Source organism: Cryobacterium sp. N19 (assembly GCF_002929595.1).
In the GTDB taxonomy this organism is placed as follows: Bacteria; Actinomycetota; Actinomycetes; order Actinomycetales; family Microbacteriaceae; genus Cryobacterium; species Cryobacterium flavum.
This window is the reverse complement of the sequence record NZ_PJJR01000041.1, coordinates 20,966-36,950: the sequence shown is the minus strand read 5'-3', so window position 1 is coordinate 36,950 and position 15,985 is coordinate 20,966. Positions and strand designations below refer to the sequence as shown.

15 protein-coding genes are annotated in these 15,985 nt (G+C 65.3%); 10 read left to right on the top strand and 5 right to left on the bottom strand.

The window, feature by feature from the left end:
- Positions 1-30 precede the first annotated feature (30 nt).
- Positions 31-2,241 carry a bifunctional alpha,alpha-trehalose-phosphate synthase (UDP-forming)/trehalose-phosphatase gene (locus CXY78_RS02215; protein ID WP_233197416.1) on the bottom strand — a complete coding sequence of 737 codons (2,211 nt, stop codon included), beginning with the start codon at positions 2,239-2,241 and terminating at the stop codon, positions 31-33.
- A 159-nt stretch (positions 2,242-2,400) separates the two neighbouring features.
- On the opposite strand from CXY78_RS02215, the gene CXY78_RS02210 reads away from it, so the two are divergent.
- From CXY78_RS02210 to CXY78_RS02200, 3 genes are all read left to right on the top strand, one after another.
- Positions 2,401-2,589, top strand: coding sequence for a hypothetical protein (locus CXY78_RS02210; RefSeq protein WP_092341404.1), 189 nt, complete (start codon positions 2,401-2,403; stop codon positions 2,587-2,589).
- A gap of 115 nt (positions 2,590-2,704) precedes the next feature.
- Positions 2,705-3,139, top strand: a complete 435-nt coding sequence (locus tag CXY78_RS02205) for a hypothetical protein (protein WP_140425633.1) — start codon at positions 2,705-2,707, stop codon at positions 3,137-3,139.
- Between the two features lie 62 nt (positions 3,140-3,201).
- Positions 3,202-5,166, top strand: coding sequence for a glycoside hydrolase family 15 protein (locus tag CXY78_RS02200; RefSeq protein ID WP_104087844.1), 1,965 nt, complete (start codon positions 3,202-3,204; stop codon positions 5,164-5,166).
- Between the two features lie 161 nt (positions 5,167-5,327).
- On the opposite strand, the gene CXY78_RS02195 is transcribed toward CXY78_RS02200, so the two are convergent.
- A complete protein-coding gene (locus CXY78_RS02195; protein WP_104087843.1) occupies positions 5,328-7,214 on the bottom strand; it encodes a DUF222 domain-containing protein in 1,887 nt (628 codons plus the stop codon).
- A gap of 314 nt (positions 7,215-7,528) precedes the next feature.
- Here CXY78_RS02195 and CXY78_RS20610 point away from each other — a divergent pair, with 314 nt between their 5' ends.
- From CXY78_RS20610 to CXY78_RS21425, 7 genes are all read left to right on the top strand, one after another.
- Positions 7,529-8,116, top strand: coding sequence for a hypothetical protein (locus CXY78_RS20610; RefSeq protein ID WP_158253246.1), 588 nt, complete (start codon positions 7,529-7,531; stop codon positions 8,114-8,116).
- Positions 8,092-8,988, top strand: a complete 897-nt coding sequence (locus CXY78_RS20605) for a PKD domain-containing protein (RefSeq protein ID WP_092341400.1) — start codon at positions 8,092-8,094, stop codon at positions 8,986-8,988. Before CXY78_RS20610 ends, CXY78_RS20605 begins: the two co-directional genes overlap by 25 nt.
- Positions 8,989-9,078: 90 nt before the next feature.
- Positions 9,079-9,687, top strand: coding sequence for a biotin transporter BioY (locus CXY78_RS02185; RefSeq protein ID WP_092341399.1), 609 nt, complete (start codon positions 9,079-9,081; stop codon positions 9,685-9,687).
- Entirely contained in the window at positions 9,684-10,364 is a 681-nt protein-coding gene (locus CXY78_RS02180) for an energy-coupling factor ABC transporter ATP-binding protein (protein ID WP_092341398.1), read from the top strand. The genes CXY78_RS02185 and CXY78_RS02180 overlap by 4 nt, the downstream gene beginning before the upstream one ends.
- Positions 10,365-10,374: 10 nt before the next feature.
- The gene (locus CXY78_RS02175) at positions 10,375-10,968 is read left to right on the top strand and encodes an energy-coupling factor transporter transmembrane protein EcfT (RefSeq protein WP_092341397.1); all 594 of its coding nucleotides are present in this window, start codon (positions 10,375-10,377) and stop codon (positions 10,966-10,968) included.
- Between the two features lie 140 nt (positions 10,969-11,108).
- Positions 11,109-12,110, top strand: a complete 1,002-nt coding sequence (locus tag CXY78_RS02170) for an FKBP-type peptidyl-prolyl cis-trans isomerase (RefSeq protein WP_104087841.1) — start codon at positions 11,109-11,111, stop codon at positions 12,108-12,110.
- Positions 12,111-12,277: 167 nt separating this feature from the next.
- A complete protein-coding gene (locus CXY78_RS21425; RefSeq protein WP_134505269.1) occupies positions 12,278-12,688 on the top strand; it encodes a DUF1801 domain-containing protein in 411 nt (136 codons plus the stop codon).
- Positions 12,689-12,748: 60 nt separating this feature from the next.
- Here CXY78_RS21425 and CXY78_RS02165 read toward each other — a convergent pair whose 3' ends face one another.
- The 3 genes from CXY78_RS02165 to CXY78_RS02155 form a co-directional block, all read right to left on the bottom strand.
- Positions 12,749-13,636 (bottom strand): glycine betaine ABC transporter substrate-binding protein, encoded by an 888-nt coding sequence (locus CXY78_RS02165; RefSeq protein WP_092341395.1) that lies wholly within the window; start codon positions 13,634-13,636, stop codon positions 12,749-12,751.
- A 121-nt stretch (positions 13,637-13,757) separates the two neighbouring features.
- Entirely contained in the window at positions 13,758-14,684 is a 927-nt protein-coding gene (locus tag CXY78_RS02160; protein ID WP_104087840.1) for a proline/glycine betaine ABC transporter permease, read from the bottom strand.
- Positions 14,681-15,985, bottom strand: coding sequence for a glycine betaine/L-proline ABC transporter ATP-binding protein (locus tag CXY78_RS02155; RefSeq protein WP_194087801.1), 1,305 nt, complete (start codon positions 15,983-15,985; stop codon positions 14,681-14,683). Before CXY78_RS02155 ends, CXY78_RS02160 begins: the two co-directional genes overlap by 4 nt.

The window sequence follows — 15,985 nt, the reverse complement described above, 5'->3', positions numbered from 1 at the left end:
CTTCCGAGTCTAGAACCTTGGCGGGCCCGGTCAGAGCGAACGGCCAGAGCGCAATGCGGCGATGCGCACCAGAACCTGGGTGACCTCCTGCGGGCTGCGCACCCGGTAGCCGGCGAGGGTTGCGCCCTGACCGATTTTGAGACCGACGTCATCCTCGTCGAGGGCGGCGAAGGCATCCTCGTCGGTCACGTCGTCGCCGGCGTAGAACACTCGGTCGGCGCCGGTGTAATCGCGCAGTTTCGCGAGGGCATCACCCTTGGTGCTGGAGCGCACCGAGAATTCCAGCACGTTCTTGCCTTCTCGAATGGTCAGCCCTGGCAGCTGGTCACCGAGTTGGTCGCGCGCCTGACCCTGCGCGGTCTGGCCGTCTTTCTCGGTGGCCAGGCGGGTGTGCAAGGCCAGGCCGGCGGGCTTGCGTTCAATCGTGGTGCCGGCAATGGACCCGGAGATGGTTTCGAGCACCCGGGCGAGGGTGTCGAGTTGCTCGAGTTCGGTGGAGAGCAGGTTGAGCTCGATCTCGGGGGTGTCCAGCTGCACCTCGATGCCGTGCGAGCCGGTGAGCAGCACCGCGCTCTGCGGCTGGGCGACGTGTTGCAGGCTGACCAGTGCCCGGCCGGAAACGAACGCGACGCGCACGCCCGGCAGGTCGAGGAGGGCCTGCACTGCTTCCCGGGTGCCGGCGATGGCGCGGGCGTCTTCGGGGTGGTCGACGTGGGGGGCGAGGGTGCCGTCGAAGTCGAGGGCGATCAGCAGATTTTCGGCGCCGGCAATGCTCTGCAGCGCCTGATCGAGGTCGTCCGGGATTCCGGCCGGTACTGCCGCTCCCCCGGTGAGCGCGCGCAGGAACGACGCCGACCAGGCAGCGACGTCGTTCTCGGCGACCTTGCGGCGGAGCGCGCGCATACGTCTGGTGCGCTCACGTTTGGGCATCTCGACCGCGCGCACGATCGCATCCTTGGTGCCGTCGATGTCGTGCGGGTTGATCAGGATGGCCTGTTTGAGTTCGTCAGCGGCGCCGGCGAACTCGCTTAGAACGAGAACGCCGTCCACGTCGAAGCGCACGGCCACGTATTCCTTGGCGACGAGGTTCATGCCGTCGCGCAGGGCTGTGACCAGCATCACGTCGGCGGCGAGGTACATCGCGACCATTTCTTCGCGCGGGTAACTGTGGTGGTGGTAGCTGATGGCGGTGTGGCTGATGGTGGAGAAATCACCGTTGAGGCGGCCGACTGCGAGTTCGATCTCGTCGCGCAGGGCCATGTAGGTGCTGACGCGTTCGCGGGACGGGCTGGCGACCTGCACCAGGGTGACATCTTCGACGCTCAGGCGTCCGTCGGCGAGCAGTTCTCCGAAGGCCTTGATGCGGTGCCCGATGCCCTTGGTGTAGTCGAGCCGGTCGACGCCGAGCATGAGGGTTTTCGGGTTGCCGAGGTCTTCACGAATCTGCCGTGCGCGGGCCTGGATCTCGGGGCGCCGGGCGAGTTCTTCGTAGGCGGCCGCGTCGATCGAGATCGGAAAGTGTTTGGCGATGACGCGTCGGCTGTCGCCGTTCTCGCCGGTCGGTACGTCGATGACGACGCCGCGGGTGGGATAGCCGTAGAGGCGACGCACCGCTTGGGAGAAGTTGCCGGCATCCGCTCCCCGTTGAAAGCCGATGACGTCGGCGCCGAGCAGGCCGTGCAGGATCTGTTTGCGCCAGGGCAGCTGCGCGTATATGCCATATGGCGGAAATGGAATGTGATTGAAGAATCCGATGACCAGGTCGGGGCGGGCTTCGCGCAGCATGCGCGGCACGAGCTGCAGCTGGTAGTCGTGCACCCAGACCGTGGAACCCGGGGCGGCCACCGCTGCGGCGGCGGCCGCGAATCGGCGATTGACCGCGACGTAGGCATCCCAGGTCTCGCGGTGAAAGCTCGGCGGCGCGATGACGTCGTGGTACAGCGGCCACAGGGTGTCGTTGGAGAAGCCCTCGTAGTAGTCCTCAATGTCGGCTTCGTTCAGCCGCACCGGTACGAGGGAGATGCCGTCGTTCTCGAACGGTTCGAAGTCGCGGTCGGCGACGCCCGGCCAGCCGACCCAGGCTCCGTGCGAAGAGCGCATCAGCGGTTCGAGCGCGGTGACCAGCCCGCCGGGCGACGTACGCCAGGTGACGGCGCCGTCGGCACCCTCCTCATAATCCACCGGCAGGCGGTTCGAGACGACGACGAGCGTGTAGGTGCCGGCCGGAGTATCGACGGGCACGATGGGCGCTGCTAGGTCAGTCTGGGACCGTGTGGATTCGGCTGAAGAAGTAATGGATCATCCGTTCCGGGCACACCCGACGTGCACACCTGTGTTGCCCTACCAAGGTTACCAGCCGTTCCGCGCCCATTCCCGGGTAACCTGATGCCGGAGGTTCACATGCGAAAGTTCGTATTCAATAGTGCGATGATCGGCGTGATTGCCGGCGGCTGGAACACCGTGCAGGCCACGCGGCACGGCCCCCGGGATTGGCGCCTGGTAATGCTGTGGCTCGGCTGGGCTCTGAGCGCCGCTGTCGCCGTCGGCACCGTCATCGAAGATGCCAATAAACGCAAGATTGCGAGCTGACTTCCGCGCTTTTGCGGCGTGTCCACCGTCCCACAGGCATTATGTCACCGAAAATGGACGAAGAAGTTTGTTGCTGGCTGCAACAGAGTGATCGTGTGTTTGGAAGGGGCTTGTCATGTTTGGTCGTCGACGCCGACGTTTGGCCGCGAGCGCAGGGATGAGTATCGCTCCGGCTCCGGTATTGCGCGACGAGCAAATCTTCGAGCTGCTGCACGACAAGCTCAGTGCGCTGGTCGGCGAGCACGGCGCCTGGACCCTGGTAGCCCGCAGCTCGGACGACACCGAGGTCATCTTTCACGGGTTGAAAGCCAGGGAGATCGCGACCGAGCTCACCGAGGCCATTACGACCGAGCAAGCCGCACTGCGCGGTGAGACCAGCGGTGAGCCGACCGCGCTGTCCTGGACTCCGGCGCCGATCACCAACTGGAGCGAACCGGGCGCAGCGTTGCCGGTGCCGGCCCCGACGAGCGATGCCGAGGTGGCCGCGGCATCCGCTGCCTGGATCGACAAGGCGTCAGCAACGCTCGCCTCGGCTCGTTTGGTCGCCTGATCCGGCTGCCCGCCGCGCCGATCCGGAGCGAATTCTCACCCTGCTGCTGACAGGATGGCCTGATGGCACTCAATATCGAGGACTACGCGCTCATCAGTGACTGCCACTCGGCGGGCCTCGTCGGACGCGACGGGAGCATCGATTGGCTCTGCCTGCCGCGCTACGACTCCGCCTCGCTGTTCGGCGCGTTGCTCGGTGACGAGAACCACGGCCGCTGGCTACTGGCCCCCGCCGATATGACAGCCACGGCCGTGCGCAGCTACCAGGGCGACACCTTCGTGCTCTCGACGGTGTGGACCACTGCTACCGGCCAGGTCGAGGTGCTCGATTTCATGCCGCACGGCGATGGTCGGGCCGACCTGGTGCGGCGCGTGCGCGGCATCAGCGGCACGGTGCAGATGGTCCAGGACCTGCGATTTCGCTTCGGCTACGCCACGACCGTGCCCTGGGTGCGGCAGCTGAAGGGCGAGAAGGTGCGCGGCCTCGTGGCGATCGCCGGCCCCGACGCCATCGTGGTGCGCGGCCCCAAGCTACGCGCCTCGGATCATCGCCACGTGTCGCACTTCGAGGTCACCGCCGACGAGACGGTCGACGCGCAGATGACCTGGTATCCCTCGCATCGCGAGGTTCCGCCGGCCATCGACATTGACGCTGTCCACGCCTCGACCTGCGCCTGGTGGCAGAACTGGGCGTCGAGTTGCAGTCACGAGGGGCCGCTGCGCGCCGAGGTCGTGCGCTCGCTGCTCGTGCTGCGCGCCCTGACCCACGAGCAGACCGGCGGCATCGTGGCGGCGGCGACGACGTCGCTGCCCGAGCAGGCCGGCGGCACTCGTAACTGGGACTACCGCTACGTCTGGCTCCGCGACGCCTCACTCACGCTCGAAGTACTGCTCAGTCACGGCTACGAGGTGGAAGCCGACGGCTGGCGGGCCTGGCTGCTGCGCGCCATTGCCGGCGATCCGTGCGATGTTCAGATCATGTACGGACTCTCCGGCGAGCGCTATCTGCCCGAGCGTGAACTTACCAGCCTGCCCGGCTACGATGGCGCCTCCCCCGTGCGGGTCGGCAACGGCGCAGTCGACCAGTTTCAGTCCGATGTGATCGGCGAGGTTATGGTGGCCCTGCACGCTGCCCGCGCGGCCGGGGTGCAGGAGAACGAGTTCTCTTGGCCGCTGCAGCGTGCCCTTATGGGCTTTCTCGAGAAAAACTGGCGCCGTGCCGACCAGGGAATCTGGGAGGTGCGCGGTCAAGCCCGCGAGTTCACCCACTCGCGGGTGATGGTCTGGGCCGCCTTCGACCGTGCGGTGCGCGGCATCGAGAAGTACGGCCTCGACGGTCCGCTCGACCGGTGGAAGACCCTGCGTGACGAGGTGCGCGCCGACATCGAGAGCCGCGGCTTTGACGTAATTCGAAACAGCTACGTGCAGTACTACGGCAGCACCGAAGTGGATGCCTCCCTCCTCGTGCTCCCGCAGGTCGGCTTCTGCGCGCCCACTGATCCGCGCATGCTCGGCACCGTGGCCGCGATCGAGGCGGATCTCAGCCACAATGGCCTGCTCCTGCGGTATCGCACGCGCGCCGCCGTGGATGGCCTGCCGCCGGGTGAGCATCCGTTTCTGGCCTGCTCGTTCTGGTTGGTCGAGCAATACGCCGCCTCGGGACGCCTTGACGACGCCACCGCGCTCATGGACACCCTGCTCGGCTTCGTGAACGATGTGGGGCTGCTCTCGGAAGAATACGACGTGACCAACGGACACCNCGAGCAATACGCCGCCTCGGGACGCCTTGACGACGCCACCGCGCTCATGGACACCCTGCTCGGCTTCGTGAACGATGTGGGGCTGCTCTCGGAAGAATACGACGTGACCAACGGACACCAGATGGGCAACACTCCGCAGGCGCTCTCACACCTGGCGCTGGTGCGGGCAGCGGATGCGATCATGGCCAGCCGCGCCGCCTCGGTGCTCGCCGACTCGGCGGCGAGCACCGAGGCGGCACGTAGGTCGCACCGCCTGATCGTCGGGTAGAGCCCCTCGATCGTCCCGCCCCNCCGCCTGATCGTCGGGTAGAGCCCCTCGATCGTCCCGCCCCGTCGGGACCCAAGGTGCGGAGCCCAACCATCTCGTCGGTTGAGCTTGTCGACCGCAATCGTCCAACGCGACCGGTCTGAGCTGGCCGCCGCGTAACGCTACTGCGGCGCTTCGAGCAGCGTCGGCTCCTGCATGAGCGGGTTCTTGCTGGGCAGCGCAATCAGGGTTCGCTCGGGATCAGTCTCGACCGGAGGTTGCAGCCAGTATGTTTCGTCGAGGAATAGGACCCGCCAGTGCCGGTTGTGCAGCAACAAATGGTGCAGAACACCGAGCAGTATGGCCTGGTCGATGTTGGAAAAGCCCAGATCAACCCAGTTTTGAATGTGGTGAGCTTCACTCCACGAGGGTGGTTGGTCATACCCGGGCCAGCGGCATCCGCCGTCGCGCGCGGCGAGGGCGCGGCGTTGCTCGCGGTTGAACAGGCGTGCATCCCGGCCAACGTTGAGGGGTTGCCCGGCTTGATCGAACAGAATACCCAGATAGCCCGTGTCACACAGATGTCGGGCAATAGTCTCCGCTGACACCGGAGCCGGATTGCCCTCGATATAGCCGAACACCCCCGTTCCTGGCGCGGCCGGGGAAGGCTGCGTGCTCGGCATGGCCATCGTGGCCGTCCCGGCCGTCCCGGTGGACTGGGCCCGCGTGGCCGCGCTGCGATCGGCGGTTCCGGCGACCTCGGCAGTGTCGGCAGTCTCGGCAGGCTGCGTGGCGGTGGTGGCCGTGGCGGCCGTGACCGGAGCATCCGTTGGGGTAGTAGGCGGCCGCGTGGGTGCGGTCGCGCTGGGTACCGCCGCGCGGGGGTCGGGGATGGTGGTGGGGCGGTCGTGGTCGGTGACAATGATCTGCACGACCGGGCGGCGTCCGCCGAACAGGGTGTTTGGGTCGGCCTCAGCGCCGAGCTTGAGCAGTTGGGTGAACGAATCCGCAGCGATCTGATCGACGGTACGCGGGTCATCCTTCACGCTCCGCGCCCACGCCGCCCGCTCCGGATCCACGAACCGCACCCCACCGCGCCGCGGGCTGGTCAATGCGTCGTAGGTGGCGATCCACAGCTCGCCCTGCTCCGGCGGCAGCAACGCATGCAGCGTGACCATGCCATCGGCCCGCCGCCACAACGACCACCGGGTGTCGTCGCGGGCCTGCTTCTCCCGCGCGAGGATGCCCGCAGCATCCAATTCATCCCGCATCCGCCTGGCCCGTTTGAACGCCTGCTCCGTGTTCAGGCCCGGAGCCTCCACCAGCAACACACGCAGCGCGACGCCAAGCTTCTCCGCGGTGATCGCCTGATCCAGACTGCCCAGGCCTCGCAGCAGGGCATCGCCGACGCCGGGCGAGAACGTGCCGGCGGCGACAGCGTACACGATCGGCGCCTGCCACGGTACGATCACCGGCGGCACCAGGGGCAGAGGCGGCACCGGTGTGGGCGGGACGACCGGCGCCACGGCGACCACCGGCACGGGGCGGGGTGGACCCTCCGGCAGCGGCAGGCCCGGATACAACTCGGCCCATGCCGCGGCCCGATCGGCCTCCCGCGCCTCCCACTGGGCCGCTGCCCAGTCGGATGCCCGTTGCGCGTCGGCCGCAGCATCCGCGGCGGCCTGCGCGGCCTGCGCGACCCGCGCCGCCTCCCGGGCGGCCGCCCCCTCGCGCTCCGCTGTCTCGGTCTCACTCATCAGCACCCCGACCGCCAGCAGCCGACCGGCCTCAATGCGGCTGAGGCCGGTGGCTTGCTGCACCATCAGCGTCGGGTTGCCAAACCCGTGGCGTGCCGCCAACCCGGACTGGCCCAACTGCGGCCGCGACCGCTCCGCAATCGTGCCCGCGAGCAATGCCGCGACCGTGTTACTCAGCCGCAGCAACGCGGCAATCGGGGCGCGCGCCGCGAGCACCTCCGCATCGGAGAGACCGGCGAAGTCAGCACTGGACCCGCCCAGCGCTGCGACAGCGGCCGCTGCCCGGGTGAGCTCCATCGCCATGCTGGTCATGATCTAAGACAACACCCGACCACCGACACGAGGAAATGTCATGCATATAGGCACTAAATAGGTAGACCCCGCCAAAGAAGACTCAACGAGCTGATTCCAACGGGCCACCGGAGCCACCGTCATAAGGCTGGCACGGTCACGTCCGGGCCTATCGTGTTCTCGTTGAAACACGAGCACCGACACCGAACACATCGCTGTCTGCCGCACTCGTATCCTGAATCCGGCGCGTGCACCACGCCTGTGCATAACTTAAACGGAATTGGAGCAATCCGGTCTAGGGTGACCGCATGCGAACCCGACCGCGTCGTCGCCCCATGCACAAAGCCGTGCATATCGCTTCAATGGTGTTTCTCGCCGCCGGCACACTGAGCGGATGCTCGGCCGCTCCCACTCCGTCTCCCCACGGCTCGTCGGAACCCGCCGCCGAGGCGACGGCAGCGCCGACCGAGACTCCCCCAGTGTTCGCCTCGAACGAGGAAGCCTTGGCCGCCGCGGCCACCGCCTATGGCGCGTACCTGACCGCTGGCGACACTGCGGGCGCTGAGGGATCAGACTCGTGGATCAAATACCTCGCGCTGACGACCGGCCTTGAACGGGATGATGAAGTCAAGACAAAGAAGGAGCTTGAACAAAACGGTTGGAGATTCTCCGGCACCACGTCATTTGACTCGATGACCGTCCAGTCGTTCAATCCTCGACCCGATGGAAGGTGGGAAGTGCGAGCCTACGTCTGTCTCGATCTAAGCCAAAGCCAAAAGGTGGATGCGTCGGGGATTGTAGTTTCCGATCCAAATCGCTTAGCGCGATGGCCATTGGTTGTGACCTTCAAAACCCCCGATGAAATCTCCCAACAACTTCTCATTTCGGAGTCAACGGTATGGTCCGGTTCAAATTTCTGCTGACTGCTGGATTCCTCTCACTCCTTGCATTCGGCTCCTTGGTAAATTCACCGGCCTCCGCTGATGAAGTTGCCTGCGGCACCAGTGATATCAAGAACGGAACATGCCCAGAGCTTGTCTCTGGTGGTGTCACAACTGGTGATGGCGTTGATCTGACCGCAGAAGTGAATGGTCGATCGGGCGGCGGAACGGGCAAGTCGTCTGGCGGCAAGGCCGCGGGCACGGGTCCATCGCTGGCTGAGATCTGCGCGCACCCCGCCGGCCAACTGACCGCGGAGCAGGAGTGGACGCTTTGTGGCTCCGGCGACTTCCCCGTTGTCTCACGGCATCCCGAGTGGCCCGTGACCCTCGCAGCCCCGACCACACCCTGCACAGGCTGCTCACCCGACACGATCATCCGGGTCACCGACCTGCAGAACTTCCCCGCGCCCATTGCCCCCACCGGCATGGAACCCAACGGCTGGGCCATCGTCGGACTGGCCGCGAATTTCTGGGCAGCAGCATCCACTCATATCGGCGACGGGGTACTACTCGGACAACCCGCACAGGTCATGTTTACCCCGATCGGGTACCGCTGGAACTACGGCGACGGCAGCACCGCCTCTACCCCGACCGGTGGAGCCAGCTGGGCCGACCTCGCCGTCGCCGAATTCTCCACCACCCCCACCAGCCACAAATACACGAAGAAGGGCACCTACACGGTCACCCTCACCGTCGAATACCGCGCCGACTACAGCTTCGGCGACCAGGGCTGGCGACCCGTCGAAGGCATCGTCACCGTCCCCTCCGCCCCTTTCACCGTCGTCGCAGCGAAGGAATCCACCGTGCTCGTCGCCGAAGACTGCAACACCAACCCCCACGGCCCCGGCTGCTGAGGCGCTCAAATCACGACCTCTACAGTTCCCGGCATTTTGTTGTAGGTATTCTTCAGCGGCCGGCGGGCACCGAATTCTAGATTTGAAACCATGACCGATACCGTTCTCTCGAGCACCCGTTCTCGACGTATTCTGCCCGCCCGCGATCTCGCCCAGATCGCCATTTTCGCCGCCCTCATCGCGGCGCTCGGCCTGGCCGGACCGCTCAACATCGGGCCGGTACCGATCACCCTGCAGTCACTCGGAGTGATGTTCGCCGGGGCCATCCTCGGCCCGCGCAAGGGAACCCTCGCCGTGCTGTTGTTTCTCGTGCTCACGGCTGTTGGACTCCCCCTGCTGGCCGGCGCGCGCGGCGGCATCGGCGTGTTCACGGTGAGCCCGGCGGCCGGCTATCTCTACGGCTGGCTGCTCGGCGCCTTCGTCACCGGTTACCTCACCGCCCGGCTGCTGCCGAAGTATCCGTTCTGGCTGGCTCTCGGTGCCACGATTCTGGGCGGAATCGTCGCCGTCTATCTGGTTGGAGTTCCGGTCATGGCCCTGAACCTCGGCCTGCCGCTGTGGACCACGTTGGGCCTGAACGTCGCGTTCATCCCCGGCGACCTGATCAAGGTCGTGCTGACCGTGCTCGTCGCCGGCCAGGTACACAAGGCCTACCCCGGGTTGATCGCGCTGCCGAAGGGTCGTCAGGCCCGAGCGTGAGTATTATCCACTTCGAGCAGGTCGGGCAGTCCTTCGGCGACCGCACCGTGCTGCACGATGTGAACCTCAGCCTGACCGAGCATCGCATCGGCATTGTCGGCGCGAACGGTTCGGGCAAGTCCACGCTCGTGCGCATGATCAACGGGCTCGTCACGCCAACCACCGGCGTCGTGACGGTCGACGGGCAGAATGTGGCCCGCCACGCCCGCGAGGTGCGCCGCAAGGTCGGGTTCATCTTCACCAACCCCGACAATCAGATCGTGATGCCCACCGTGCAGGAAGACGTGGCATTCACCCTGCGCCGTCGCGGCCTGTCTGCCGCCGAGATCGCCGAGCGCACGGCCGCGGCCCTCGAACAGTTCGGGTTGAGCGAGCACGCCGACCATCCGGCGCACCGTCTTTCCGGCGGTCAGAAGCAGTTGCTCGCCCTCGCGGCCGTACTGGTGGCGGAGCCGGCCACAATCGTGGCCGACGAACCGACTACCCTGCTCGACGCCCGCAATGCCCGACGCATCTCCGAACTGCTGCAGACGCTCCCCCAACAGGTCATCGTGGTCACCCACCACCTGCACCTGGTCGAGGAGTTCGACCGCGTGATCGTGATCGAAGAGGGTGCCGTGGTCGCCGATGGCGCGCCCGCCGACTCCCTCGCTGCCTACCGCGCCCTGTTGCAGTGAGAAGCCGCGCGTGATCGGTCTCTACAGCCCCGGAACCTCACTGATTCACCGGGCACCGACACTGCTCAAGTTGCTTCTGCTCTCGCTCTGCGTGCTGCTGATCGGCACCTCGTCTGACCCGTGGGTAGTCAGCGGCGCTGCGGCAGGAGTCGTACTGTTGTTCCTCATCGCCCAGGTGCCCCTGCGCGCGGCCGTCGCCCAGATCGCGCCGATTCTGCTGATTCTGTTGGTAGCCGTACCGATTCAGGGTCTGCTCTCGGGCTGGACTGTCGCCGCACTGATGACCGGCCGCCTTGTCGTTGCGGTGGCCCTGGCCGCCCTGTTCACGATGACGACCACGGTCACCGCGGTGTTGGAAGCTTTCCAGACCCTGCTGCGTCCGTTCAATCGGTTCATCGACGCCGACCGGGTGGGGCTGCTGGTGGCCCTGACCATCCGTTGCATTCCTCTTGTCTCCGACATCGTTCGCGAGGTTCTCGAGGCCCGCACGGCCCGCGGTACCCAGGGCTCGCTCTTGTCGATCGCCGTTCCGGTGGTCGTGCGCTCGCTCTACGCAGCGGATGCCCTGGGCGAGGCCCTGATCGCCCGCGGTCTCGACGACTGAAGTGCGCTGGGCGGCGCGCCGTCGCATCCACTCAGCCGGTTCATAGGCGAACCGTGGCAGAGTGGGCACTTGGCCGTCTGCGCCACCAAGACATTCACCAATCAGTGCTTGCCCACAGCTACGTTCTCGAAAGAGGCCCCGTGTCGAAAATTCCCGCGCTCCTGACCATTGTGGGCCTCACGCTCGCGCTGACCGCCTGCGGAAGCAGCGGTACTCCCGAGGCAACCAGTTCCGCCCCTGCAGCGGATGCCGCCTTCAGCGAGTGCACCGCGCCCGGCGCTGTGTCCGATGGTGTCGCCGTGACCGGCGACTTCGGCGCCGTGCCCGCGTTCAAGTTCGCCGAGCCGTTGACGCCGGCGGCCACCCAGCGCACCGTGGCGATCAAGGGAACGGGCACCACCGAGGCTGGTGCCGGCTCGTTGGTTGGGGTGTCACTCTCGGTTTACAACGGGACGACCGGCGCTACGGTGCAGGAAACGACCTACCCGACCAGCGGTACCAGCGAGACCATCACCGTCGGCGAAACGTTCCTCAAGGGGCTGGTACGGGCCGTCAACTGTTCCGTTGAAGGCGACCGCATCGTCACCGTCAGCACTGCGGACGACGCGTTCGGCGCAGACGGAAATACCCAGCTCGGAATCGCCGCCGGGGACTCGGTCGTTTTCGTCACCGACGTCATCTCGATCACGAACCTCGCCGACCGCGCTGACGGGGTGGACCAGCCGGTCGTGCCTGGCCTGCCTACCGTTGAGCTCGCCGATAATGGCGCTCCCACCATCACCATCCCCGACACCGACCCGCCGACCGATCTGCAGATCGCCACGACGAAGCTCGGTGACGGCGCCGTCGTCGCCGACGGCGACACCGTCTCGGTCGAATACACCGGAGTCATCTGGGGTACCGGCAAAACCTTCGACTCATCCTGGACCACCGTTGGCCCGACCACGTTCGTCACCAGCCAGGTCGTTCCGGGCTTCGGTGCTGCACTCGTCGGCCAGACCGTCGGATCCCAGGTCATCGCCGTTCTGCCGCCGAGCGAGGGCTATGGCGAAGCGGGCAACACCCAGGCTGGCATCAGCGGCACGGACACTCTCGTCTTCGTCGTTGACATCGTCGGCACGGCAGCGACGCCCGCCGCGTAGCATTGTCTCCCTGGCACCGTCCGTCGACCTTCGGGTCGGCGGGCGGTGTTTTTTGCTCCGGTTCCTGAGTGTCTGCCCAGCCGCAAATGGGAACGGCATGAGAGTGTGGAGGGAGAAACGCATCCGTTCGGCCAGCGCCGTACGCCAACTCCACCACGAAAGAGGCTATTCACCTGACTTCCACACTCATCTCAACGCCCGCTCCCGCCACCGTCGCATCCGCTCACAAGCCGACCACGATCGACGAATACGTCGCCGCTCCGGCCGAGCCGCTCGCGAGCGTCGTCTCCCTGCTCCGCGACACGTTCGACCTGGGCCTGCCGGAGACGTCTACGGAACTGTGGCACGGGCATCCGGTCTGGCTCGACGACGAGCTGCCGGTAGCCGGATTCAAGGCCTACCCCACCTTCGTCACGGTGTTGTTCTGGCGCGGCCAGGCCATCACCGATGACTCGGGCAAGCTCAATGCCAGTGGGTCGGCAGAGATGAGTGAGTACAAGCTGCGCGGCGTGGATGATTTCGACAGCGATCTCTTCAACGGCTGGCTGCGGCAGGTGCGCGAGCTCGAAGCCGCGTAAACATTAAATAGAACGGCCCGCGTCCAAGGACGCGGGCCGTTTTTCGTGCAGAATCCGTGACTAGCTGGTGAGGCCGTCTACGTATTCCTGGTTGTCTTCGATCCACTTGGCGACGATCGGCGCGTAGTCCTGACCGTCGTAGTTGACGAACATTTCCTCTTCAAGGGAATACAGCGTATCGAGGTCCATCTCGAAGTTATTGATCCACTCGGCGGCCTGCGGGAAGTCAGCTTCAAACTCGGTGCTGCCGTAGGAGTGGATGCTCTCGATGTTCTCGAGAGTTCCCTCGGGGTCCTCAAGGTTCTTGATCGGGAACGCTCCGTAGGCCCAGTGCGGCTCCCAGAGGGTAACGACAATGTTCTCGCCGTTGTCGGTCGCGTTGGTGAGTTCGGAGAGCATCCCCGCGGTCGACGACGTCACGTTATCCATACCGTCGAGGCCGTAGGTCGGGATGACCCGCTCTTCCATGGCCTCATTGAGGCCTGAACCGGGCTCGATGCCGACGATCCGGTTGGAGAACAGGTCGGCGTTTTCGGCCAGTTCCGCGAGGGAGTCGATCGGGGCATCCGCATTCACCGCGACGGTGAGCTTGGATTCGGTATTCCATGCACCGAGGTCGACGATGTCATCGCCATACTTTTCGAGGTAGGACGCGTGGGTGTCAGGCAGCCAGATGTCCATGCTGAGGTCATAATCGCCGGTGGCCAGGCCCGAGTAGACGGGGGCCTCCGCGGCGTATTCCAGCTCGACGTTGTAGCCCTTCTCATCGAGAATGGCTTTCCACAGCTCGGAAACGGCGATGCCCTCGTCCCAGCCGTTGAATACAGCCAGGCTCATATCCGCGTTGTCGCCGTTGGAGACAGTGGCAGTTTCAGCGGAAGCGCACCCGCTGAGGGCGAGGAGCGAAATGGCTCCTCCTGCAATGAATGACTTGGTACGAATTTTCATGTGTTTCCATTCTCGACACCCGCGAAGGGTGGCAGGGTTGGCTCTTGGTGCTGGCGGCCGATCTGAGTGCTATGACAACCGCCGATGGACACGGGCGCTCGCTCGCCCGTGAGTGTGTGGGTTACAGACGAACCAATTCGGGTTCGACCGGAGCTGCGGTTTCCACCGAAGCGGATGCCGGCGCGCGGCTCTTGCGCAACGCGATGAAGCGACTGATGGGCGTCTTGCCGGTACCGAGCGCGGCGGTGACTCGGTCGAGGAATATGGCGAGAATTACGACGGCCAGACCAGCCTCGGAACCAAGCACGATATCGATCCGGCTAAGACTCGTCATGATCTCCGCACCGAGGGCGCCGGCGCCGACCATTCCAGCAATGACGACCATCGAGAGTGACAGCATGATGACCTGATTGATGCCAGCCATGATCGTGGGCAGGGCGAGGGGTAGCTGGATCTGGCGCAGGATGCGCCCCGGTGAGGCACCGAAGGCAGACCCGGCTTCGACGATCTCTGGGTCGACCCCGCGAATCCCCAGCTCCGTCAGGCGCACCCCCGGCGCCATCGCGAAGATGATAGTCGCTACGATTCCCGGCACCTCACCGACGCGGAAGAACAGGAGCGCCGGAATCAGAAAGACGAAGGCAGGCATCGTCTGCAGGAAGTCGAGCACCGGACGAATGACGCTCGAGGCTGCCTTCGACTTGGCCGCCAGAATACCGAGTGGGATGCTCATCGCAATGGCGATCACACTCGCAACGAGCACGAGGGCAAGCGTGTCCATGGCATTTTCCCATTGATTCATGCCAACGATCAGCAGGAGGCCGACGACTGTCCCGGCCAAGAACTTCCACCCCCGAGACGCCACGGCCAGCAGACCGGCCAGACCGATGATCACATAGAACGGCGGGGAAACCAGCAGATAGTCGACGGTCTCAAAAGCGCCAGCAAAGGCAAGACGAACGAAGTCGAAGAAGAAGCTGAAGTGCTCGGTTACGAAATCAAACAAGACTTCGACCCAGGAACCCACAGGGATTCGGAACTCGTTCACGCTTCAACTCCTTCCAGCGCGGTGTCGCCCAGAATCTCGGCGATCTGGCTGACCGAGATGGTGGCCGGTGGCATCACGACGGGCAACGGGCCGGTATTGGTCGTGACGTTGCCGATCGCGGCGAGCAGGGTGACTCGCGGAATCACGCCGAGCAGGCGGTTCTTCTCATCGACGACGGCGATGGGCAGTTCGCTCTCGACCGACGGTTCGACCAAGTCGACCAGGACGGTTTCGGGCAAGACCGCGGTGGCGTCATCGCGGATGATGGCGCGCAGGTCGGTCTCGCCGCGCTTGACGAGCTTGAGAACGTCGCGATCGCGCACGATGCCGGCGAAGCTGCGATCGCGGTTGAGTACGAAGGTGACGGATGTCTGCAGGTCGCGCATTGTACGCAGCGCGGCCCGGGGGCCGGCTGTCTTGGTGATGACCGCTCGCACGGGTTCCATCACGCTCGCGGCGGTGAGCACGCGGGCCCGGTCGACGTCCTGCACGAACTGGGCGACGTAGTCGTTCGCCGGGTCGGTGAGGATCTCTTCCGGTGTGCCGATCTGAACGATGCGGCCGTCGCGCATGACCGCGATACGGTCGCCGAGGAACATGGCCTCGTTGAGGTCGTGCGTGATGAAGATGATGGTTTTGCCGAGCGCGGCCTGCAGCTCGATCAGCTGTTCCTGCATCTCGCGGCGAATGAGCGGGTCGAGAGCCGAGAAGGCTTCGTCCATGAGCAGTACGTCGGTGTCGGCGGCGAGGGCACGGCCGAGCCCGACCCGCTGCTGCATGCCACCGGACAATTCGGAGGGCAGGTTGTCGGCCCAGCCGGCCAGGCCGACCAGATCGATGATCGTCCGCGCCTTGGCGAGGCGTTCGGTACGGCCCATGCCCTGAATTTCGAGCCCGTAGGCGACATTGTCGATCACGGTGCGGTGCGGCAGCAGGGCGAAGTGCTGGAACACCATGGAGATGCTCTTGCGGCGTACATCGCGCAGTTCCTTGGCGGACACGTCGGTGATGTCGGTGCCGCCGACGCTTACTGTGCCGGAGGTAGTGTCCCAGAGTCCGTTGAGCATGCGAATGAGGGTGGACTTGCCCGATCCCGACAGGCCCATCACGACGAAGATCTCGCCCTTCTTGACCTCGAAGGAGGCGTCGATGACGGCGGCAACTCCGTGCGACGAGATCTCAGCGCGGCTCTTGCCGGCCTTGAGCTTCTTGACGATCTCGTGCGGACGGCGTCCGAATGCTTTGTAGAGGTGATCTGCCTTGACGGCAATGGTTTCTTGAAGAGGAATACTCTCGGTCAC